At 72.4% G+C, this 21,192-nt stretch carries 13 protein-coding genes; 2 read left to right on the top strand and 11 right to left on the bottom strand.

Features of this window, described 5'->3' with window-relative positions:
- Positions 1-45: 45 nt before the first annotated feature.
- From dnaB to Q5530_RS03765, 7 genes are all read right to left on the bottom strand, one after another.
- A complete protein-coding gene (dnaB, locus tag Q5530_RS03795) occupies positions 46-2,418 on the bottom strand; it encodes a replicative DNA helicase (RefSeq protein ID WP_415360738.1) in 2,373 nt (790 codons plus the stop codon).
- A 421-nt stretch (positions 2,419-2,839) separates the two neighbouring features.
- Positions 2,840-3,295 carry a 50S ribosomal protein L9 gene (gene rplI, locus Q5530_RS03790; RefSeq protein WP_380639529.1) on the bottom strand — a complete coding sequence of 152 codons (456 nt, stop codon included), beginning with the start codon at positions 3,293-3,295 and terminating at the stop codon, positions 2,840-2,842.
- 16 nt (positions 3,296-3,311) lie between these two features.
- On the bottom strand, positions 3,312-3,551 hold the full coding sequence (gene rpsR, locus Q5530_RS03785; RefSeq protein ID WP_344034493.1) for a 30S ribosomal protein S18: 240 nt from the start codon (positions 3,549-3,551) through the stop codon (positions 3,312-3,314).
- Positions 3,552-3,596: 45 nt separating this feature from the next.
- Positions 3,597-4,100, bottom strand: a complete 504-nt coding sequence (locus tag Q5530_RS03780) for a single-stranded DNA-binding protein (protein WP_415360737.1) — start codon at positions 4,098-4,100, stop codon at positions 3,597-3,599.
- A gap of 14 nt (positions 4,101-4,114) precedes the next feature.
- Entirely contained in the window at positions 4,115-4,489 is a 375-nt protein-coding gene (gene rpsF, locus Q5530_RS03775) for a 30S ribosomal protein S6 (protein WP_380639533.1), read from the bottom strand.
- A gap of 126 nt (positions 4,490-4,615) precedes the next feature.
- Positions 4,616-5,596, bottom strand: coding sequence for a trypsin-like serine protease (locus Q5530_RS03770; protein WP_415360736.1), 981 nt, complete (start codon positions 5,594-5,596; stop codon positions 4,616-4,618).
- A 149-nt stretch (positions 5,597-5,745) separates the two neighbouring features.
- Entirely contained in the window at positions 5,746-6,756 is a 1,011-nt protein-coding gene (locus tag Q5530_RS03765; RefSeq protein ID WP_415360735.1) for a hypothetical protein, read from the bottom strand.
- Between the two features lie 150 nt (positions 6,757-6,906).
- Between Q5530_RS03765 and Q5530_RS03760 the strand changes: the two genes are divergently transcribed.
- Both Q5530_RS03760 and Q5530_RS03755 read left to right on the top strand, forming a co-directional pair.
- The gene (locus Q5530_RS03760) at positions 6,907-7,680 is read left to right on the top strand and encodes a deoxyribonuclease IV (RefSeq protein ID WP_415360734.1); all 774 of its coding nucleotides are present in this window, start codon (positions 6,907-6,909) and stop codon (positions 7,678-7,680) included.
- The gene (locus tag Q5530_RS03755) at positions 7,677-9,095 is read left to right on the top strand and encodes a glycosyltransferase family 87 protein (RefSeq protein WP_415360733.1); all 1,419 of its coding nucleotides are present in this window, start codon (positions 7,677-7,679) and stop codon (positions 9,093-9,095) included. The genes Q5530_RS03760 and Q5530_RS03755 overlap by 4 nt, the downstream gene beginning before the upstream one ends.
- On the opposite strand, the gene Q5530_RS03750 is transcribed toward Q5530_RS03755, so the two are convergent.
- The 4 genes from Q5530_RS03750 to Q5530_RS03735 all read right to left on the bottom strand — a co-directional run bounded on the left by Q5530_RS03750 (position 9,079) and on the right by Q5530_RS03735 (position 20,923).
- Positions 9,079-10,665, bottom strand: coding sequence for a glycosyltransferase family 87 protein (locus tag Q5530_RS03750; protein ID WP_415360732.1), 1,587 nt, complete (start codon positions 10,663-10,665; stop codon positions 9,079-9,081). The genes Q5530_RS03755 and Q5530_RS03750 overlap by 17 nt on opposite strands.
- 156 nt (positions 10,666-10,821) lie before the next feature.
- The gene (locus Q5530_RS03745; RefSeq protein ID WP_415360731.1) at positions 10,822-14,688 is read right to left on the bottom strand and encodes a hypothetical protein; all 3,867 of its coding nucleotides are present in this window, start codon (positions 14,686-14,688) and stop codon (positions 10,822-10,824) included.
- Positions 14,689-14,783: 95 nt separating this feature from the next.
- Positions 14,784-18,113: a hypothetical protein gene (locus tag Q5530_RS03740; protein ID WP_415360730.1), complete on the bottom strand. Its 3,330-nt coding sequence runs from the start codon at positions 18,111-18,113 to the stop codon at positions 14,784-14,786.
- A gap of 491 nt (positions 18,114-18,604) precedes the next feature.
- Positions 18,605-20,923 carry a transglycosylase domain-containing protein gene (locus Q5530_RS03735; protein WP_415360728.1) on the bottom strand — a complete coding sequence of 773 codons (2,319 nt, stop codon included), beginning with the start codon at positions 20,921-20,923 and terminating at the stop codon, positions 18,605-18,607.
- Positions 20,924-21,192: the final 269 nt, after the last annotated feature.

The raw sequence follows: 21,192 nt of genomic DNA, 5'->3' as shown, positions 1-21,192 counted from the left end.
ACCCGGACCCGGTGCCGGGTGGGGAACCGCCGGGTCGGCCCCTGATCAGCCCTGGGCCAGGTCGGCGAAGCGGCTGTAGTGCAGCTGGTGCGCCACCGTGATGGTGGCCGTCGGGCCGGCGCGGTGCTTGGCCACGATCAGGTCCGCCTCGCCGGCCCTCGGGTCGTCCCGCTCCCAGGCGTCCGGCCGGTTGATCAGGATCACCATGTCCGCGTCCTGCTCCAGCGACCCGGACTCACGCAGGTCCGACAGCTGCGGCCGCTTGTCGGTGCGCTGTTCCGGACCTCGGTTCAGCTGGCTGATCGCGATCACCGGGATCTCCAGCTCCTTGGCGATCAGCTTCAGGTTCCGGGAGAACTCCGAGACCTCCTGCTGCCGCGACTCGGTGCGCTTGCCCGACGACATCAGCTGGAGGTAGTCCACGACCAGCAGCCGCAGGTCGTGGCGCTGCTTGAGCCGCCGGGCCTTGGCCCGGATCTCCATCATGGTCAGGTTCGGCGAGTCGTCCACGAACAGCGGGGCCTCGCTGATCTCGCTCATCCGCCGGGCCAGGCGCGTCCAGTCGTCGTCGCTCATCCGGCCGCTGCGCATGTCGCCGAGCCGGATGCGGGCCTCGGCGGACAGCATGCGCATGACGATCTCGGTGCGCGACATCTCCAGCGAGAAGATGGCGCTGGTCAGGCCGTGCTTCACCGAGCAGGAGCGGGCGAAGTCCAGGCCCAGGGTGGAGTTGTGGGTGGGGATCATCGACCGGCCCGCGAGGTAGAGGTGGTCGCTGTTGTCCACCTCCACGCAGCGCACCGGGACGCTCGGGACCGGCCGCACGGCGACGACGAACCGCGAACCGGTCCGCCCGTCGCCCGTCGCCCGTCGCCGCTCCTTCAGCGCCAACCGCTTGTGCTCCAGGCGGAAGACGTCGTCCCCGGTGTCGAGGACCACGACGCGCCCGGCACCTGCGGCGCACCGGTGGCCCAGGCCCACGACCAGCTCGCGGACGTCCTCGGCCAGGCGCTCGGTGGTCGCCTCGAACCGCACGGAACCACCCCCGGTCACCGTGCCGCCCGCGTCGAGCACGCCGGCGAGCAGGGCGCGCCGCTGCGCGGCGGAGGCGCGGAGGTACCGCTCGGGGATGTGCTCGTCGCCCGGCACGCCCAGCTCCCGCAGCACGCCCTCGACGGCCTCGTCCGACGGACCCGGGTACCCCTCGGCCTCGACGTGCCAGACCGACTCCGGGTCGGTGTCCCGCGAGCCGCCGAGCCGGACGCCGAGGGTGTAGGGGCCGAGCGGCAGCGCGGCCTCGGGCAGGTCGAGGGGGCGGGTGGTGGCCACCGCGTGGGCCGTCCCGCGACGCAGGTCCCCGGCGATCTCCCGGGTGGTGCGCACCCCGGTCCCGCGCCCGACCGGTGCCCCGGACTCCGGGATGTCGAACGCCGGGGTGCCGGGTGCCGGTGCCCAGGACGCCCGGGTGTCGGACGCCGGCGCACCGTGCGCCGGGACGTCGTGCGCCGGGACGTCGTGCGCCGGGATGTCGGTCAGCCACTGGTGCTCGGCGTCGGCCACCAGCACCGAACCGTCGGAGAACTCGACCTCGTAGCACGGCCGGCCGCGCAGGACGTCGGTCGCGGCGACCACCGTCGTGGGCCGCCCGTCCGCGTCGAGCAGCCGGTCCCCCACGGCCACCCGGCCCATCGTGGTCCACCCGGTGGGCGTGGCGAGCGGGGTGTCCAGCGCCAGGGCCTTGCCCACGCCGGGACGGGCCGCGACGATGATCATCTGGCCGGGGTGCAGGCCGTTGGTCAGCTCGTCGAGGTCCGCGAAGCCCGTGGGGATGCCGAGGGAGGCGCCGCCGCGCGAGGCGATGGCGTCGATCTCGTCCATGGTCGGCTGGAGCAGGTCCTCCAGCGCCGCGTAGTCCTCGGTGGTGCGCCGCTCGGTCACCTCGTAGATCGCCGCCTGGGCCCGGTCGACGACCTCGTCGACGTCCGCGCCCTCGGCGCCGTTGTAGCCCAGCTGCACGATCCGCGTGCCCGCCTCCACCAGCCGCCGCAGCACGGCCTTCTCGGCCACGATCTCGGCGTAGTAGGAGGCGTTGGCGGCGGTGGGCACGGTGGCGATGAGCGTGTGCAGGTACGGGGCGCCGCCGACGCGCAGCAGCTCGCCCCGCCGCTCCAGCTCCGCGGACACCGTGATCGGGTCGGCGGGCTCGCCGCGGCCGTAGAGGTCCAGCACGCAGTCGTACACCGCCTGGTGGGCCGGGCGGTAGAAGTCGTTGGGCGCGAGGACCTCGACCACGTCGGCGATCGCGTCCTTGCTCAGCAGCATCCCGCCCAGGACCGACTGCTCGGCGGCGAGGTCCTGGGGCGGCTGTCGTTCGAAGCCGGGCTCGGCCATCATCCCCCGGTCGTCCACCAGCGCCACCGCGCACTCACCCCAATCTGCTGCCGTGCAGGATGTTCTACCCCGTGGGTCCGACATTTTCCGGGCACCACGCCAGGGATTCAGCGACGCTAGAGCCCCCCGGACAGCGTGGGCAACCGAGCTTGTGGACAACCCGGTGGACAGGTTGGGGATGGTTGTCGCGAGCTGACCACAACGCTGGGGAAACCTGTGGACAACCTGGGTACAACTCGGTCGGTGACGGAAGTTTTCCCAGGTCAGAACCTGTGGATAAATTTGTGGAAAAGTCCTTTGTCACACCGTCGGCGTGTCGCGTGCAACAGCCCCTTCGGCGTGTCGCGCACCGGGCGTCACAAGAGTTGTCCACAGCCGGACGCGCGAAGGCGCCGCCCGACCGGGAGTCCCGGTCGAACGGCGCCTCCGACGCCGAACAGGTGGTGCTTCAGCCCGCGGCCGAGACCTCGACGGCCAGCGCGACGGTGACCTCCGGGTGCAGCCGGACGTTGACCGAGTGCTGCCCGACGGTCTTGATGTGGCCGGCCAGCTCGACGGCCCGCTTGTCCAGCGCGGGGCCGCCGGCGGCGCGCACGGCCGACACCACGTCGGACGAGGTCACCGAGCCGAACAGCTTCTTCGAGCCCGACGCGGCCTTGGCCCGCAGCGTGATCGAGCCGAGACCCTCCAGGGAAGCCTTGAGCTCCTTGGCGTGGTCCAGGTCGCGCACCCGGCGGGTGTCCTGGGCGCGGCGGATGACCTCGACCTGCTTGGCCGCGCCCTTGGTGGCGAGGATCGCCAGGCCGCGGGGCAGCAGGTAGTTGCGGCCGTAGCCGTCCTTGACCTCGACGATGTCGCCGGGACCGCCGAGGCCGGTCACGTCAGCGGTGAGGATGAGCTTCACTGTGCCGTCCCCTTTCTCAGCGAGCGGTCGAGGTGTAGGGCAGCAGCGCCATCTCGCGGGCGTTCTTGACGGCGACCGCGACGTCGCGCTGGTGCTGGCTGCAGTTGCCGGTGACCCGGCGGGCGCGGATCTTGCCCCGGTCCGAGATGTACTTCCGGAGCAGGGTGGTGTCCTTGTAGTCGATCATGTTGGCGTTGCGGTCCTTGCAGAACGCGCAGACCTTCTTCTTGGGCTTGCGCACAGGCGGCTTGGCCATGTGTGTACTCCTGGTGACGCGGAAGAGTGGTGGATGCGGTGCGGTCTAGAAGGGGGGCTCGTCGGCGAAACCACCGGAACCCGCCGGGGGCGCGGAGCCCCACGGGTCGTCGGCCGGTGCGCCGCCGCCGCCACCGCCACGGGACTGACCGCCGCCGCCGCCGAAGCCGCCGCCGCCGTCACCCCGGCTCACCTTGTTGACCTTCGCGGTCGCGTAGCGCAGGGAGGGGCCGATCTCGTCGACCTCCAGTTCGATGACCGTGCGCTTCTCGCCTTCCTTCGTCTCGAAGGAACGCTGGCGCAGGCGCCCGGTCACGAGCACGCGCGAGCCGCGGGTGAGCGACTCGGCCACGTTCTCCGCGACCTGCCGCCACACGTTGCACCGCAGGAAGAGGGCTTCGCCGTCCTTCCACTCGCCGCTCTGGCGGTCGAAGGTCCGGGGCGTGGAGGCGACCGTGAAGCTCGCCACCGCGGCACCGGACTGGGTGAAGCGCAGTTCCGGGTCGGCGGTCAGGTTCCCGACCACCGTGATCGTCGTCTCGCCTGCCATGGTCCGGGTAGCCCCTACGCCTTGGCCAGGGCCCTGGCGGCCGACTTGGCCGACTTGACCGACGCCCTCGCGGCAGCCTTGGCCGCGGCCTTGGCGGCCTTGGCGGGCTCGCGCCGCAGGACCTTGGTGCGCAGGATGGTCTCCTGGAGACCGAGCTGGCGGTCCAGCTCCTTCACCGCGTCGGGCGTCGAGGTCAGGTCGAGGATCGCGTAGATGCCCTCGCTCTGCTTGTTGATCTCGAAGCTGAGACGGCGCTTGCCCCAGACGTCGACCTTCTCCACGTTGCCACCCGTGGTGCGGATGACGTTGAGGAACGTGTCGAGGGACGGCGCGATCGTGCGCTCGTCGAGACTGGGGTCGAGGATGACCATCACTTCGTAATGACGCATGTAGACCACTCACCTCCTGTGGACTCGGCGGCCACGGGCTTTCCGTGGCAGGAGGGTCGTCGCGTCAGCAACCCGTCCAGGGTAACAGGCCCCCGGGGGGAGTCCCCGGGGGGCCGTCGCGGCTGCTCAGAGCCTCCAGTTCTGGTAGTTCGCGAACACCGCCTCGGTGATCCGGGTGCCCCGGTTGTGGTCCCCGTGGCCGTACGCGTGCACCGCGATGCCGCAGAACGTCGAGCACCCGGCGGCCCGCACGACCGAGCCGTCCTGCCCGCCCACGGTGTCCAGGTGGTGGGCCAGCTGGCGGGGGTAGGAGGCGCTGATCGAGCTGGTGGTGGACCACTGCGTGCCGGCCGGCTTGTCCTGCGGGTAGCCCGAGCTGCCGACCGCGGTGCCGTCGAGCGACGCGGTGGTCCAGCTCATGCCGTACCAGCCGGTGGTGTCGCCCACGGAGCAGTTGAGCTTGAAGCCCGCGTAGTCGTACTCGGCGTTGGCGTTCTGGGTCCACCCGGTGACGCTGAAGGTGTTGCTCACGCCGCAGCTGCCGAACGGCGAGGAGCCGCCGTCGCGGCCCGGGTGGACGGTGAAGTTCGTGTTCCACGCGCCGCCGCTGCCGCCGGAGTGCACGCAGTGGCCGGCGGTGGCGACCGCGTTCGCCGCGTACAGCCAGCCGGTGCACCAGCCCGTGGAGCCGTTCGGCCTGGTGTAGGTGACGTAGACGTCGGCACTGGCGGGGTAGGCCGTGGTGCCGGTGACCTGCACGCGCCCGTCCGGCGCGATGATCGACTGGACGCCGGTCCCGCCGGGGGCCGTCGCGCGCGGCCCGGCGTCGGCGGGTCGGGCGTCGGCGGGTCGGGCGTCGGCGGGTCGGGCGTCGGCGGGTCGGGCGTCGGCGGGTCGGGCGCTGCCGGCGCCGGTGCCCGCGAACCCGGTGGTGTGGCGGGCGGTGGCGCGCGGGGCCCCGGGTGGCGCGCCGATCCGGCCGTCGCTCGTGACCGGGGTGTCGGGTGGGGGCGGCGCGGTCGCGGCGGGCGCGCGGGCCCCGCCCACCGCGGTCAGGGCCGCGGCGAGGGTGAGTGCGGACAGCGCGGTGAGGGTTCGTCTGGCCATCGGATCCCCTTCGGGGTTCGCGGAGGTGACGACCCGTAACGCTCCCAGCGCAAAGCGTGATCAATCTGCGGGCGAACGCAGCAACCGCGGCCCGCCCGGTTGGGCCTTCTGGCGACTCGAGCACCCCGGCGCGGGGCCGGGGCCACCGCTCAGGCGACCGCTCGGCGCAGCACCCAGGTCCGCACCAGCGCCCCCGTGACGCAGGCCAGCATCAGCACCGCGAGCAGCACCGGGGCCGCGACCCCGCCGCCCATCCGACCCACACCGGGCAGCGCCTGGGCATGACCGGCGGTCTGCACGCCGTCCGAGTCGCCGGCGCTGGGCAGCTCGTAGCCGGGCCGGTAGCCGTCCACCCCGCCGCCGTAGCGCACGCCCGGCGACGGCGCGTACCGGCCGGGCACGGCGAACGGCAGGGAGCCGTAGCCGAACAGCGGCACGCGGCCGAAGTTCCCGCCCCACGGGTTCGAGCCGTACAGCGGCACGTCCAGCGCGCCCACGCCGCCGACCGGGGTGAACGGGCTCCGCGGGTTCGGCGTGCCGCCGGGCGTGCCGGTGCCCGGGTTCGTGCCCGGCTGACCGGCCGGCGGCGGCGTGCCACCGGGGGCGGGGGTCGGCGTGCCGCCCGGCCGGGGCGGCACGACCTGGCCCGCGGCCTGCTCCGAGGCGTCCGCGAGCGCCTTCGACCCGTCCTGGACCGGCGCGGCGACCCCGTTGACGACCTGCACCGCGACGCCGCACAGCCGGGTCAGCTCGGTCCGCACGGAGCCGGTCAGCGTGGTGATGACGGGACCGAGCAGCGGCAGCTTGTCCAGCTCCGCGTTGACCCTGTTGGCGATCTCGCCGCCGGTGATGACCGAGTCGCCCGCCTGGACCGCGCCGATCGGGATCGGCGGCAGCGCGGTGAACGCCCGCTTGAACGGCTCGGCCAGCGGCGGACCGAGCAGCGGCACCGCGCGCACCAGGTCGACCACCGGGTCGAGCACCGCGGCCGGGCTCAGCGCCACCGGCGTGCCCGGCGCGCCCCGCACCGTCGTCGCGCAGCTGCCCACGACCACCGGCTCCGCGGCCGCGGCCGTCCCGGCACTCCCCACGACGCCCGCCGTGCCGGCCGCGAACACCACGGCGACCGCGCCGAACAGCCGGGTGAGCCGGGTCCGCATGTGCTGCCTCCTGGTGCGCCGCACGCCGTTTCCTACTTACAAGTAACGAGCGTAGGTCCTGATGGTGACGCGAACCACCCCCGGGACCGAACGATTTGCTCGTCGGCGGTGGCGGCCGGGAGGTTGCACGTCCCCACTACCCTGCACACCATGCGCATCGGGGCTCACGTTCTCCGCGACGACGATCCGCTCGGCGCGGCCGCCGAACGCGAGGCCGAGGTCGTCCAGCTCTTCCTGGCCGACCCGCAGGGGTGGAAGGCGCCCCCGGTCCACCCCAAGGCCGACGACCTGCTGGCCTCCGACCTGGACGTCTTCGTCCACGCGCCCTACGTGGCGAACGTGGCGTCGCTGAACAACAGGATCCGCATCCCGTCCCGCAAGCTGGTGCTCCAGCACGCCGAGGCCGCCGCGAAGGTCGGCGCCCGGGGCCTCGTGGTGCACGGCGGCCACGTGACCGGCGGCGACGACCCGCTGGACGGCGTGGCCAACTGGCGGAAGATGTTCGAGCGGCAGGCCGAGAAGGGCGGGTTCCCCACCCGGGTCCTGATCGAGAACACCGCGGGCGGCGACAACGCCATGGCGCGGACCTTCGACATGCTGGCCCGGCTGTGGGACGCGGTCGGCGAGTTCGACGCCGGGTTCTGCCTGGACACCTGCCACGCGTTCGCCTCCGGCGAGGACCTGGTGGGCATCGTCGACCGGGTCAGGGCCATCACCGGCCGCATCGACCTGGTGCACCTGAACAACTCGCGCGACCCGTTCGGCTCCGCCCGCGACCGCCACGCCAACATCGCCACCGGCACCATCGACCCCGAGCAGCTCGTCGCGGTGGTCGCCGCCGCGGGCGCGCCGGTCGTGGTCGAGACGCCGGCCGAGGGCCAGGCCGCCGACATCGCGTTCCTCCGCGAGCACCTGGGCCGATGAGCTCGACGCGGGAGGCGGCCGTGCCCGGGCGCGCGGACGCCGGACCGCGGGCGCCGGGGTTCGGCCGGGTCGCGCTCGCCGCGCTCGTGCTGCTGTGCGGCCTCACGCTGTTCGCGGGCTTCCTCAACAAGGACCGCTGCACCGGCCCGGAGTTCGACGCGTGGGGCCGCAGCGCCCCGGACTACGAGGAGCGCAACAAGGCCGACGTCTGCTACTCCGACGTCCAGCACCTGTGGATCGGCCGCGACGTCGACCGCCACGTGTTCCCGTACGTCAACGGCGACATCACCAGCGGGGGCGTGCTGGTCGGCGGGGTGGTCGAGTACCCGGTGCTGACCGGCCTGCTGATCTGGATGGGCGCGTTCTTCGCGCACACCGACGGGGCGTTCCTGCTGTTCTCGGCGCTGCTGATGGCGCCGTTCGGCCTGGCCACCGGGTACCTGCTCGGCAGGCTGAGCCGGTGGCGGGCGCTGATCTGGGCGCTCGGCCCGCCGCTGGTGCTCTACGCGTTCCACAACTGGGACCTGCCGGTCGTGTTCTGCGCCGTGGCCGCGGTGTACGCGGTGCACCACGGCCACGGCCGCCGCGACCGGCCGCTGGTGGACCGGGCGGTGGTCGCGGCGGTGCTGCTCGGCATCGGCTTCGCGTTCAAGCTCTACCCGGCGATCTTCGTGCTGCCCCTGTGCCTGTACGTGCTGACCGGCGGCCCGGGTGGCCGGGAGCTGCCCGCCGGCCGGCGGTACGACCCGGTGGGCGCGACCCGGGTGGCGCTGGTGGCGGTGCTCACCGCGGTGGTGATCAACCTGCCGTTCGCGGTGGCGGGCCCGGAGGGCTGGCGGGCCTCGTTCACGTTCCAGGGCCTGCGGCGGGTGGACATCACCACGAACTCGGTCTGGTTCTGGTCGATGCGGCCGTTCATGGCGGACGAGACCATGCAGTCGGTGGTGTCGGTGCTCTCGCCGGTCACCGTCCTGCTGTCGTTCGCGCTGGCCTGCCGGCTCGGGTGGCGCCGCCACCTGGTCGAGGGCACCTACCCGTGGGTGCCGGTGTCGGCGGCCATGCTGTGCGGGTTCCTGCTGCTGCACAAGGTCCACTCGCCGCAGTACACGCTGTGGCTGGTGCCGATGTTCGTGCTGCTGCGGGTGAACTGGGGCTGGGTGGCGGCCTACTTCGCCGCGGACCTCGCGATGGGCATCGGCATCTTCCGCTGGTACTACGCCATCGAGTCCGGCCAACCGTCCGGCATCTACGACGGGTTCGCGGCGCAGGCCGTGGTCATCGGGGTGTGGGGGCGGGCGGTGCTGCTGGCCGCGCTGTTCCTGGTGTTCCTGCGGGCCGAGGTGACCTTCACCGACCGCCGGCCGGCGCGCCGGCGGCCTCCCGAGCCCGCGGGCGACGTCAGCCCACGGGCGTAGCGGCCGGGGCCGCCTCCACCCGCTCCCGCTCCCGCCCGCGCCCGCGCCCGAACCGCAGCACGAACCGGTCCGGTGCCCCGTCGAGCGGCCCGCCCGCCGGGTCGTCGTCGCCCGACTGCCGCACCTTGTCGAGGTCCGGCCGGTAGATCTCGCGCACGACCAGCACGCACAGCAGGACCACCATCGCGTCCCGGGCCACCACCGTGCCCAGGAACCAGTCGATCGGCAGCCCCTTGTTCTCCACCCCCAGGTAGAAGTACATCCGCGGCACCCACACCAGCGCGTCGACCGCCATCCACGCCAGCAGCAGCCGCCAGCGGGGCAGGGCGAGCACCGCCAGCGGCACCAGCCACAGCGAGTACTGCGGGCTCCACACCTTGTTCGTCAGCAGGAACGCCGCCACCACCAGGAACCCCAGCTGCGCGAACCGCGGCCGGCGGGGGGCGGACAGCGTCACGTACCCGATCGCCGCGCAGCACACCAGGAACAGCGCCGCGCTGACCGCGTTCAGCACCTCCGGCGCCTGCCCCGGCGCCAGCCCGGGGTCGAAGCCCGGCCAGCCGGTCCACTGCGCGACCACGTTGTAGAGCGAGTCCGGGTCCACGCCGCGCTCGGTGTTCAGCCGGAAGAACTCCCGCCAGCCCGCCGGGTAGAGCAGCGCGATCGGCGCGTTCACCGCCGCCCAGGTGACCAGCGTCGCGCCCAGCGTGGTCAGGAACGCCCGCAGCTTCCCCGACCGCCAGCACAGCAGCAGCAACGGCCCGAGCAGGAACAGCGGGTACAGCTTCGCCGCTCCACCCAGGCCCAGCAGCATGCCCGCCAGCAGCGGTTTCTTCCGCGCCCACGCCAGCATGGCCGCCGTGGCGAACGCCGTGGCCAGCGTGTCGAAGTTGGTGAAGGCGTGCACGACGACCAGCGGGGAGACCGCCACCAGCACCGCGTCGTACGGTCTGCGCCTGGCCAGCTGCGACACCGCGAACGCCGTCACCAGCCAGGCCAGCGCCAACCACAACGCGGTGATGTTGAAGTACACGATCACGGTCATCGGGTTCGGCAGCCAGCCCGACTGGGCGATCACCGTCCACCCCTGCGCCATCCGGGCGTTGAGCAGCATGAACATGCCGGTCAGCACCGGGTACTCCATGTACCGGACGTGCGCCGTCGGCTTGCCCTCGTCGTCCACCCACGAGGTCCGGTAGGGGAACGTGCCCGCCTGGTCCAGCCGCTCCGCGGTGTAGAGCGGCACGGTGTCGGAGTAGCACAGGGCGACGAACTGCCTGCTGCCCCGCCAGTCCAGCTGCACCACGCCGTTGTCGTCGACGTACTGCTGGACGCACGGCGACTTCTGGAACCAGGCCAGCGCCAGCGTCACGACCGCGAACAGCAGCACCACCCGCAGCGGCGTCCAGAACCACTGCCGGCCGACCTGGGCGTGCCGGCCGACCGGTCCGCCGACCAGTCTGCTCACCGCCCGCGCGGGCGCCTCGGTCCACGTCGGGTTGACCCGCTCCTCGGGACCGAGGGAGTCGGCGTCGTCGGCGTTCGCCTGGGTGTGCGAGGGACTGGCCACGGGCAGCGATGCTACGGGCACGGGTCAACACCGGCTGTGAGGTCCGCCGCGGGACGTGTCCGCGGTGCCCCCGGTCGACCGGGGCACCGCGACCGGGGGGCACCGCGGACGGGCGGACCGGCGCCCCGCCCGCGACGGGGAGCGGGGCGCCGGGTCTCACAGGCCCAGCCTCCTCAGCGCGTCGGTGAACACCTCCCCGTACAGCTGGTGCCCCTCCCGGGTCGGGTGCATCGACTCGGCGGGCACGGGCTGGCTGGTCAGCGGCTGGTCGCCGTCGGTCCTGGTGGTGACGATGAAGTTGATCCGCGCCGGGTCGCCGCACGCGGCCTTGCCGGCGAACCTGGCCCTCGGGTCGGCGAACTCGACGGGGATCCCGTCGACGTTCAGGTCGAGCACCAGCCCGGCGTACTGGTTGGCGAGCAGGTCCGACATCTCGGCGAGCCAGTCGATCGTGAGCCCCGCGAACGTCACCGCGCAGTCACCGCGCCGCTCCATCAGCCTGGGGTACCCCATCAGCACGATCTTGGCGTTCGGCGCCATGCGGTGGATCTCCCGGACGGCCTTGTCGACCGACGGCATCACCTCGTTGCGGATGCGCTCCGGCGCCGCCTCCCCCAGCGTCTTGCCGTCGCCGTCCATGGTCGCGTTGTAGCAGGGGCCGACGTAGAACAGGCACGTCTTGATGATGTCGGTGAACCGGGCGTCGTTGCCCCCGATGGACATGGTCACGAGCGTGGTGTTCTCGTCGACGAAGCCCCGGTCCAGCTGGGACACCTCGCTGTACATCCCCTCGCCCTCCTGCCCCAGCGAGTCGGTCGGCTTGTCCTCGCCCGCCGAGTGGAACGGCAGGACGTGCCGGGTCCGCGCGCCGCTGCACGCGAGCAGGTGGTAGTCCAGCGTGGGGTCGTTGTAGAAGTCGGCGATCTGGCCGATGGTGTTGCCGCCGTGCGCGGCGAGTTTGCCCTGCCTGGACCAGGCGTGCGGCGACCGGTGGCAGGCGTTGCGCAGGTCCGGCTCGTCGCCGTACACGTTCGTCTCCCGGTAGTAGGCGGCGTTCCCGCCCGCCCCCTCACCGGAGGAGTAGGAGTCGCCCAGCGCCACGACCACGTTCGCGGGCTTGTTCGGCATCGGCTGGAAGGCCACCGCGTCCCAGGCGACGTCCTCCACGCCCAACCCGTCGAACGTGGTGGTCGACAGCCGCACCCGGGGCGTGCCGGCGAACCGGAACACGCCGAGCGAGACCCACTTGTTCGCCTCGGTCCGCTGGAGCACGGTCCGGTGCTTGGTCGCCGTCCCGGTCTCCACCTCGTACCGCGCCTGCCTGGTGTGGGCGCCGTGGTCCGGGATGTGCACCATGACGCGCGCCCACCCGTCGAGCCGGCGGTTCAGCGTCCACGTCCCGGTGACCTTGCCCAGGTTGCCCGCGGCGTCGTCCTTGCGGGTGTGCCCGAACCAGAAGTGGTTGTCGAAGCCGGCGCCGATCTGGTGGAAGTCGATCTTGGCGGACGGGTTGTCGAACTGGAGGCCGAACGTGCCCTGGCTGGTCCAGTCCCGCGTGCAGCGGCGGACGGGGTCGGCCCACTTCGCCGGCAGCGCCGCGGGTGTGGCCGGCAGGTCGTCGACGATCAGGGCGTTCGCGGGCAGGGTGTCCTGCGCGCACCGCGGCGGGTAGTTCGTCCCCCAGCCGGGGGACGGTTCCACGTCGAAGCGGAAGTTCCAGACGCCGCAGGTCAGCTCGCAGTCGGGCTTCCACGTCGCGGGCAGGTTCCACCAGCACTTGAGGTCCCGCTTGCCCGTGGCCGGGTTCCGGTGGTCGCACGGACCCGGCGGCTCCGGGTCGTCACCTGGGCCCGGCAGCACCGACGGGTCGTCGGGCACCCACGCCTGGCCCGGGTGGCAGTCGTTCTGCGCGGTGCAGAACAGGTCGACCGGCGGCTTCACCTGCTCGCGGTACAGGTTCCCGTTCGAGCCCGCCGTGTTCCACCAGGCCGGCTCGAACCCTGGGCCCGTGGGCGTCGAGATCGAGTGCGCGGCCCAGCCCATGATCTTCTCCGGGTACGGCCACAGGTTCGGCCGCACCGCGTCGGCCTGGTTGAACTCCAGGAACGGCAGCCGGTTGGCCGGGTAGCGCGGGTTGACCGGGTTGTTGGTCCACCCCACGCCCCACGGCGAGCCGTCGCCCCGGTTCGGGTTGAACCCCGAGTTGTAGGCCCACACCGCGAAGAACCAGTTCTCGATCTTGCGCGGGTTGCCGTTGTTCACGACGAGGCCGGCCGCCCGGGTCTGGTTCCACTTCTGCTGGAGGATCTGGAGGCCGCGCGCGATGTTCGTCTTGTGGTCCAGCGCGATCGCCCGCTGTTGGGCCGCCGGGAGCGCGGGCGCGTGACCGCCCTCGCGGCCCGCCGTCCTCATGCCGTCGGTGACCTGGGTGATGCCGTAACCGCAGTCGGCGTCGTCCCAGTGGACGTCCCAGTCGTCGCCGCCGTCCTCGTTGTAGATGGCCAGCCCGAAGTAGTTGCCGATCAGCGGGTTGGCGCTCACGCCGGGCAGCGCGAACCGGGCGGCCTGCCACAGGTTCGACTCCTGGGCCATGATGCCGAGGAGGATCTGCGGCGGCACCTTCTCGCCGCCGAGCAGCGGGATCGACGGGAACAGGGCCTGGGCGCCGTCGGTGTTCTCCAGGGTGCCGAGCACGGCGCGGTCCGCCGCCCACTCCGCCTGGAGCGCCGTGGGCTGGGTGGCCATCGCGCCGGCGTCGCCGCGCGGGATCGCGCAGGTGCGCTCGGCGTCCACCGGGTTGGCGAGGTCCGCGTTGGCCCTCATCCCACCGGGCGTCCCGGACCCCGGGCGCGGCTCGCGCCCGCTCGCCGCGTGCGCGCCGACCGAGGTCGTCGGGTCGACGGTGAAGCCCAGGCGCTCCCCGGTGCCGAGGACCTTCAGCTCCACCTCCGCGGGACGCGCGGCGCCGGGGTCGGCCCCCGGCGGGCCGGCCCACCCGGACCGCTCCACCGCCACGCGGCCCTCGGTGGACACCAGCGCGTCCCGGGCCGCGTCGACCTTGACCACGGACCGCGGCAGCGCGCCGACCTCGTCGGCCTTGCCGGTGAGGAACACCGACCCGGCCCGGCCCGAGGTGACGCCCAGGTCCCGGATCCCGCCGGTGGCCAGCGTGGTCACCCTCGCCCGCGGGTCGCCGGGCAGCGCGCGCCGCGCCCGCACCCGGTCGCCCAGCCGTTCCAGGAACACCACGCCGCCGTCGGCGTCCGGCCGCACCATGAACGGCGACCCGGTCGCGGCGGTGACCCGGGTGCGGTTGCCGCTGTCGTCGATCCTGACCAGCGCCGAGCCGGAGGCCGCCACCACCCCGGCGGCCGTCGGCACGGCCGAGGTGACCTGACCCTCCACCTCGACCGGCTTCGCCAGCGCGGAGGTGCCGGCGTCGAGCTTGGTCAGCCGCGTCCGGCCGAGGTCGTCACCCTCCTCGGTGAACACGGCGCCCTCGCCGGCGCCGCACCCCGGGTTGAAGTAGGCCAGGCTCGACCGGACCGGCAGCTTGGTCACCGCGCCGGTGTCCAGGTCCACGGTCGCGCCGAACCCGCCCCGACCGGCCAGCTGGTCCCGGTTGGTGAAGATCCGCGGCGCGTAGACGACGACCGCGCGCTTGCCGGACCCGGTCACGCAGGCGTTGCCGATCCACTGGTCGGCCTCGAACCCCGGTTCCGACAGGGTCGCCGCGGTGCGCCACGTGTAGCCGGTCGAGGCGTCGGCGACCAGGACGTGGAAGCCGTCCCCGTCACCGCTGGTGGTCCAGGCCCGGTCCGTCGACCGCTGCCACCCCGCGCCGAGCACCCGGTCCCGCCGGGCGGGGTCGGTGGTGTTCGGCGCGGCCGGTTCGGCGGTCGCGGGTTGCTGCCGCACCGGCGGTGCGGCGGGTGTCGCGGTGGCGGTCGGCACGGTCGGCGCGAGCAGCGCCAACGACACCGCGGAGGTGGTCAGCAGGAGCCGACCTCGTCTTCTGTTCATCTCTCCTCGATCTCCCGTCTAGCGGTGGACCCGGTCGGTGGGGGGCGGGCACGGGCGCCCGGCGGGGTGCCCGTGCCCGGACCCCTACGGCCCGGTCACCACTTGAAGTACGGGGTGGTGCCGGAACCCCAGGTCTTCACCACGAGGGGCGTTCCCGCGGCCGTGCCCTCGCCGTCCGGCTGGATGCACGGGACCGGCAGGTGGAGGCTGCAGATGGCCGAGCTCTGCGGTTGGTTCATGTCCTTGTCCGGGCCCGACAGGGAGGTGGCGGTCCAGAGGGCCGACGTGTCCGTCTTCGGGTCGGGACCGCACTGCCTGGCCTCGACGACGTACTTGTTCGTCGCCGAGTCGTGCCGGGCGGCCATGCACAGCCCGGTGGACCGCTGGACCAGTCGGTACTCCTTGGCGTTCCGGGAGTTCACGGTGCCCGGGACGAGGCGGACCAGCCAGTCCTCGTTGAACTCGCCCAGGCACTCCTGGAGCGTGACCGGCGCCGGGTAGGTCAGGGTCGACGCCGTGGGGCACCTGTTGCTGGCGATGTGGGTGAACCCGCCGGCGATGACGTAGTCGTCGTCCTGCTGGTACTCGGTCAGCGGGGCGAACATGAGGGCGTCGAACGCCACCACGTTGCCGCTCGCGCCGTCACCCGTGAGCGTGCTCAGGGTGACCTTCGGGATGTTGTCGAAGTCGAAGTTGCCCAGGGGCATCCACCGACCGCGGTAGTCGCGCTGGTTCTTCGTGACGGTCTGCCTGCCCAGCGCGGTCTCCAGCTCGTAGACCGCCGCGGTCGTCTTCGCCGAGGCGTGCATGGGGATGTAGGCCCAGACGCCCGCGCGGGTGCGCAGCTTCTTGCCGAGTGTCCAGTCGACCGTCGCGACGGCCTTCAGCTCGGCCGGGGTGTTCTGCTTGGTGTGGCTGATCCAGGAGTGCCCGTTGAAGCCGGTGCCGAGCTGGTGCAGGTCGACCCACGCCCCCGGTTTGTCGTAGCGGAACGACATGACACCGTCCGACGGCACCCTGTTGGCGCACTCGGGTCGGCGCGTCGGCGCGTCGTGGTCGACGACCAGGCTCCGCGTGCTGTGCGGCAGCTCGACGTCCTGCGGGCAGTAGGGCGGCCAGCTGCCGCCGTTCGCGGGCTCCGCCGAGTTGAGCGGGTAGTCGTACCGCGTGTACTCGACACCGCAGGTGTTGCAGTTCGGCTTCCACGCCGCCGACGCGTGCCACCAGCACTTGAGGTCGTACTGGCCGGCGCCGTTCTTGTGCGCGCACGGGCCCGTGTCGCGCTCCGGGTCGTCGTCCACCGCGGGGTCGGTCGGCGTGAACCTGCCGCCGGGCACGCAGTCGTTGGCGGCCGTGCAGAACAGGTGGCGGTCCGGCTTCACCCGGTGCTTGTTGTACGCGGCGCTGCCCGGCTCGTCGATCCCGCCGACACCGCCCGGCCACAGGCCGTAGAGGAAGAACGGCACCTCGGTGTACGGGTCCTCCCAGCCGCTCGGCGGGTTGGCCGCGAAGCCGAGCACCTTCTCCGGGTAGGGCCAGTCCTGCGGGTGCGCGAAGTCCCTCGGGTCCTCGCCGAACGGCTTGCGGTCCGGGTCGTAGTTCGGGTTCGCGGGGTTGTTGGTCCAGCCCAGGCCCCAGGCGCCGGTCGGGTCACCGCCCTGCGGCTTGAAGCCGGAGTTGTAGGACCAGGCCGAGAAGAACCAGTTCTCGATCATGTCGGGGTCGTTGTTGTTCAGCGTCATGCCGGCGGCCTGGAGCTCGTTCCACTTCTCCTGGAGCTTCCGCAGGCCGGCGGCCGTGTTCGCCGCGTAGTCGGTGGCGATGGCGAGCTGCTGGTCGTACGGCAGGGCGTTCCCGGCGCCGGGCTTGCGCATCCCGTCGGTCATCTGGGTGACGCCGTAGCCGCAGTCGGCGTGGGAGAAGTCGATGTCCCAGTCGTTGCCCTCGTTCGTGTCGTAGAGCTCCTGGCCGTAGTAGTTGCCGATCAGCGGGTTGCCCGTCTCGCCGGGCAGGACGAACCGGGCGGCCTGCCACAGGTTCGACTCCTGGCCGGTGATGCCGAGCATGACCTGCGCGGGCACCTGACCGCCGTTGGCGTTGGCCATCGGCAGGGGCGGGAACATCGTCTGCGGTCGGTAACCACCCGGGTGACCGCCCCAGCCGGCGGGCCGGTGGACGTCCAGGTGACCCTTCACCGCCATGTCCACCGCCCACTCCACCTGCTTGGGCTTGGGCTGGAGCACCTGCCGCTGCACGTCGTTGCGGGGGATGGCGCAGGTGTAGCCGGGGTCGACCTCGCGCGGGGTGAGCGCGTTCGCGGGGTCGACCCCGAAGCCCATCTCCCGGCCGGTCTTGAGGCTGCGGGCCCTGACGTTCCACGGCTGGGACAGGGCCTCGCGCGAGGTCTTGGCGGGGGTCAGCCCGGTGATCACGGCCTCGGCGGCGGTGGACACCGAGGAGCCCGCCGGCACGTCGAGCGCGGTGACGACCGGGGGCAGGCCCTCCAGCCGCGCCTCACCGGTGATGAACACCCGGCCGCTGCTCGCGGTGGTCAGGTCGACCCGGCCCACGGCGCCCCGCGCGAGCAGGGAGATCTTGCCCCGCACCCCGGTGGAGCGCTGGACGTTGACCGTCTCGCCGTCCTCGGCGGCCATGAAGACGACGCCGCCGTCCCGGTCGGCCCTGAGGTTGAACGGGACGCCGGCGTTCTTGGCGATCCGCTGCTTCTTCCCGTCCCGGCCGACGTGCAGCACGCCCGTGCCGCCCGCCACCGCGAAACCGTCCCGCAGCGGGACGGCGGAGGTGAGCTGGCCGTCCAGCTCGGTGCGCCCGCTGAGCCGGCCGGTCGCCGCGTCGACGGTGCGCAGACCGGTCTTGACCAGGTCGGTGTCGCCCGCCTGGGTGAGCGCGACCTCCTCACCGAGACCGCAACCGGGGTTGTAGTAGGCCAGCGTGGTGCGGACCGGCAGGTCGGTGACGGCGCCGGACACCAGGTCGACCACCGCGGAGAACCCGCCGCGGGCGAAGAGCTTCTCGTCGTTGGTGAACGCCCGCGGCGCGTAGACCACCACGGCCCTGGTCCCGGAGCCGGTCACGCACGCGTTGCCGACCCACGCGTCCGCCTCCAGGCCCGGCTTGCGCAGGGTGGCCGCGGTTCGCCAGGAGTACCCGGTCCTGGCCTCGGCCACCAGCACGTGGAAGCCGTTGGCGTCACCGCTGGTGGTCCACAGTCGGTCGCCGGACGCCTTCCAGTCGGCGCCCAGGAGTTCGCCGCGCCGCTCGGCCGCCACCGCGGGTGGTTCGACCGGCGCCGCGGGCGCGGCCGGTGCCCGGTCGGGCGCCGGTTCCGCCGCGGCGACCGGGACCGGCGCCAACGAGGCCAGCAGCGCTATCGCCGCGGGCAGCAGTATTTTCTTCCTTCGCACGGGCCCACCATTCTTCGAGGTGATCGCAGGGGAATCCGGCCGGGCGCGCGGAATTGGGCGCGCTCGACTGGCGAGCACCCGAGCGGGTGCTCACCGGTGGTGCGGGTGTGGTTCGACGCCGCGGTGGCGCGGTGCGTCCGCAATGCGTCACGGGGAACGTTCCGCGCGGCAAAGGCGCAGGTGATGACCTGCGGGCTGCGACGGAACCGGAAACGACGACCTGGGTGACCGCCTGGACGAGGCGGGGTCACCACCGGTCTGCTAGATCATGGCGAAGAACTTGCCCACTTGTGCCCCCCTGGCTGCGTGAACCTTCAAAACGAGAGAACTACAGGGTGCATCCGAAGTCAATTGACCCGGTTCGTGGTGCAGATCACCCTCGTCTTTTCGGGTGAACAAAAGCACTTCGTTGACAGATTTCCCGGACAAAGCAGAAGGGCCCGGCGGGGAGCCGGGCCCTTCTGCTCAGGGATGAACTTCGCGGGGGTGGATCAGCCGCCGCCCGGTGGTCGGACGTTGTTGCCCGGCCCCGGGTCGGGGTCGTTCTCGTCCGACGTGGTCGGCGCGGTCGGCGTGGTCGGGCAGACCAGCCCCGTGCACGGCCGCGGCGGCCTGGTGGTCGTCGTCGGGGGCGTGGTGGTGGTCTCCTGGGTCGTGGTGCGGTCCCGGCTGCGGTCCGGGTTCTCCGACGGGTTCGTCGACGGGTTCGTGGTGGTCACGACGGGTCGCGGGTTGTCGTACTGACCCATCGGCTTGGCCTTCGGGAAGCGCCCGGACTCCGACCCCGCGAGGGCGTTGTCCATGAACTTCTTCCAGATCTGGCCCGGCAGCCCACCACCGAAGATCGGGTTGCCCCTGGCGTCCTGCAACGCCTTGTTGCCCTCGTTCTTGCCCATCCACACCGACGCCGACAGCGTCGGCGTGTAGCCCACCATCCACGCCTTCGAGTTCTGGCCGGCGTCGTCCGGGAGTTCGTGCGTGCCGGTCTTGCCCGCGCACTCGCGCCCGCCCGCGCACTCGAGCCGCGAGTACTTCAGGACCGGCCGCAGCGCCTCGGTCACGTTGTCCGCGATGTTCTGGCTCTTGGTCGGGTCCGCGTCGAACGCCACCCGGGACACGTCGACGTGCTGGTAGATCGCCTCGCCGTCGTCCTTGGTGATCTTCGAGACGAAGAACGGCTCGTGGTAGACGCCGCGGGCGGCGAACGTCGCGTAGGCGGAGGCCATGTCGAACGGCCGCACCTGCGCCTCGCCACCGCCGAGCGCGATGCCGATGTTCGGCGGCCCGCCGGTCTCGTTGGACAGGAGCTTGCGCTCCTCCCCGTACACGTTCACCGTCTTCGGGATGCCGGCCTCGAACGCCGCGTCGGCGACCGGCTGGGTGCCGATCTCCAGCACCATCTCGTAGAAGACGGTGTTCAGCGACATCTCCATCGCCTTGCGGACCGGGCACTGCTCACCGCACGAGTTGCCCCGGTCCGAGGCGTTGCGGATCACCAGCGGCTTGTCCGTGCCGATGTCGAAGGACTTCGGCGACCGGCCGTCGTAGGTGCTGCCCAGGCCCTTGCCCGCCTGGAGGGCGGCCACCAGGTCGAACGGCTTGAACGACGAGCCGGCCTCCTGGAGCGTCTCGCGGGCGTAGTCCTGCCCGGCGCCGTCCTCGCCCGCGTAGTAGGCCCGCACCGCGCCGCTGGTCGGGTCGACCGCCGAGAGGGAGGTCTTGAGGTCCTCCGGCTGGCCGTCGAGCACCTGGTTGACCGCGTCCTCGGCGGACTGCTGCATCTTCGGGTCGATCGTGGTGTGCACGGTGACGCCGATCTTCTGGACCTTCTCCTGGTCCCAGCCGACCCTGGCCATCTCCTCCAGGACCTGGTCCCGGATGTGCAGGCGCGGACCGCTCAGACCGGACTGCTCGGTCAGCGAGATCCGCTCGGGCACCTTCTCGGTCTCCCGGTAGGTCGAGTCGATCCAGTTGAACCGGAGCATCTGGTTCATCACGTAGTTCCAGCGCTCCTCGACGTACGGGAGGTCCTCCGACCGGCTCGGGCTCTGGATCATGCCCGCCAGCACGGCCGCCTGCGCCGGCGTGACCTGCTGGAGGTCGTCGACGCCGAAGTACGCCTTCGCCGCGGTCTTGACGCCGTACGCGCCGCGGCCGAAGTAGACCGTGTTCAGGTACGCGGTGAGGATGTCGTGCTTGTCCTGCTGCTCCGACATCTTGTAGGCGGCGACCATCTCGTTGAACTTGCGGGCCAACGTGGCGTCGGACTGGTCGGTCGCCTCTTTGACGTACTGCTGGGTGAGGCCCGAGCCGCCGGACTCGCGACCGGTGGCCTGGTACCAGACCGCGCGGGCGATGGCCCGCATGTCGAAGCCGAGGTTCGTCTCGAACGTCGGGTCCTCGGCGGCGAACACCGCGTTCTTGATGGAGTCCGGCAGGTCCTCGTACTTCACCAGCGTGCGGTTGGCCTCGCCGAGCGCGATCCGGGCCATCTCCGAGCCGTCGGCGTAGCGGATCGAGATGACCTTGCTCTGGTCGGCGGCGACCTGCTCCGGGTTGGGCACCTCGACCACCTGGTAGGCGATGGCGAAGGCGACGACCGGGGCGAGCAGCATCAGGCCGAGCGCCACGTAGGTGGTCCGGCGGACGCGGCGCCAGAGCTTCTTCCGGCGCACGGCCTTGGCCTCCGCCTCGGTGAGCTCGTAGTCGTACCCGTCCTCGTCGTAGAACGGTTCCAGCTCGACCTCGTCCTCGCGGTGCGTGAGGAGCTCGGGCTCGCGGGGGAGGCTCTGGTGCACCGGCACCAGCATCTCCGTCGGCTCCTCGCCGGGGCGGCGCTCGGTGGCGCCGCCGGGGCGGCGGGGACCGGCGGGGCCGCCCGCGGGGGGACGGCCGCCGGGCGGCGGCGGACCGGCCGGGCCGCCGGGGCGGCGCAGGCCACCGGGAGGGGTGTTCGGGCGCTGGGGCGGACCGCCGGGCACGCTGCCCGCGGCCGCGCGGGTGTCCGGGGCGCCGGGGCGACCGCCGGGGCCGCCCGGGGCGTTCGGGCCACCGGGGGCGTTCGGGCCGCCGGAGCTGC

Origin of the sequence: Saccharothrix sp. BKS2 (assembly GCF_047689505.1) — a bacterium.
Lineage (GTDB): Bacteria > Actinomycetota > Actinomycetes > Mycobacteriales > Pseudonocardiaceae > Actinosynnema > Actinosynnema lopnurensis.
The sequence above is the reverse complement of the archived record's forward strand: the minus strand, read 5'-3'. Positions and strand labels throughout refer to the sequence as shown.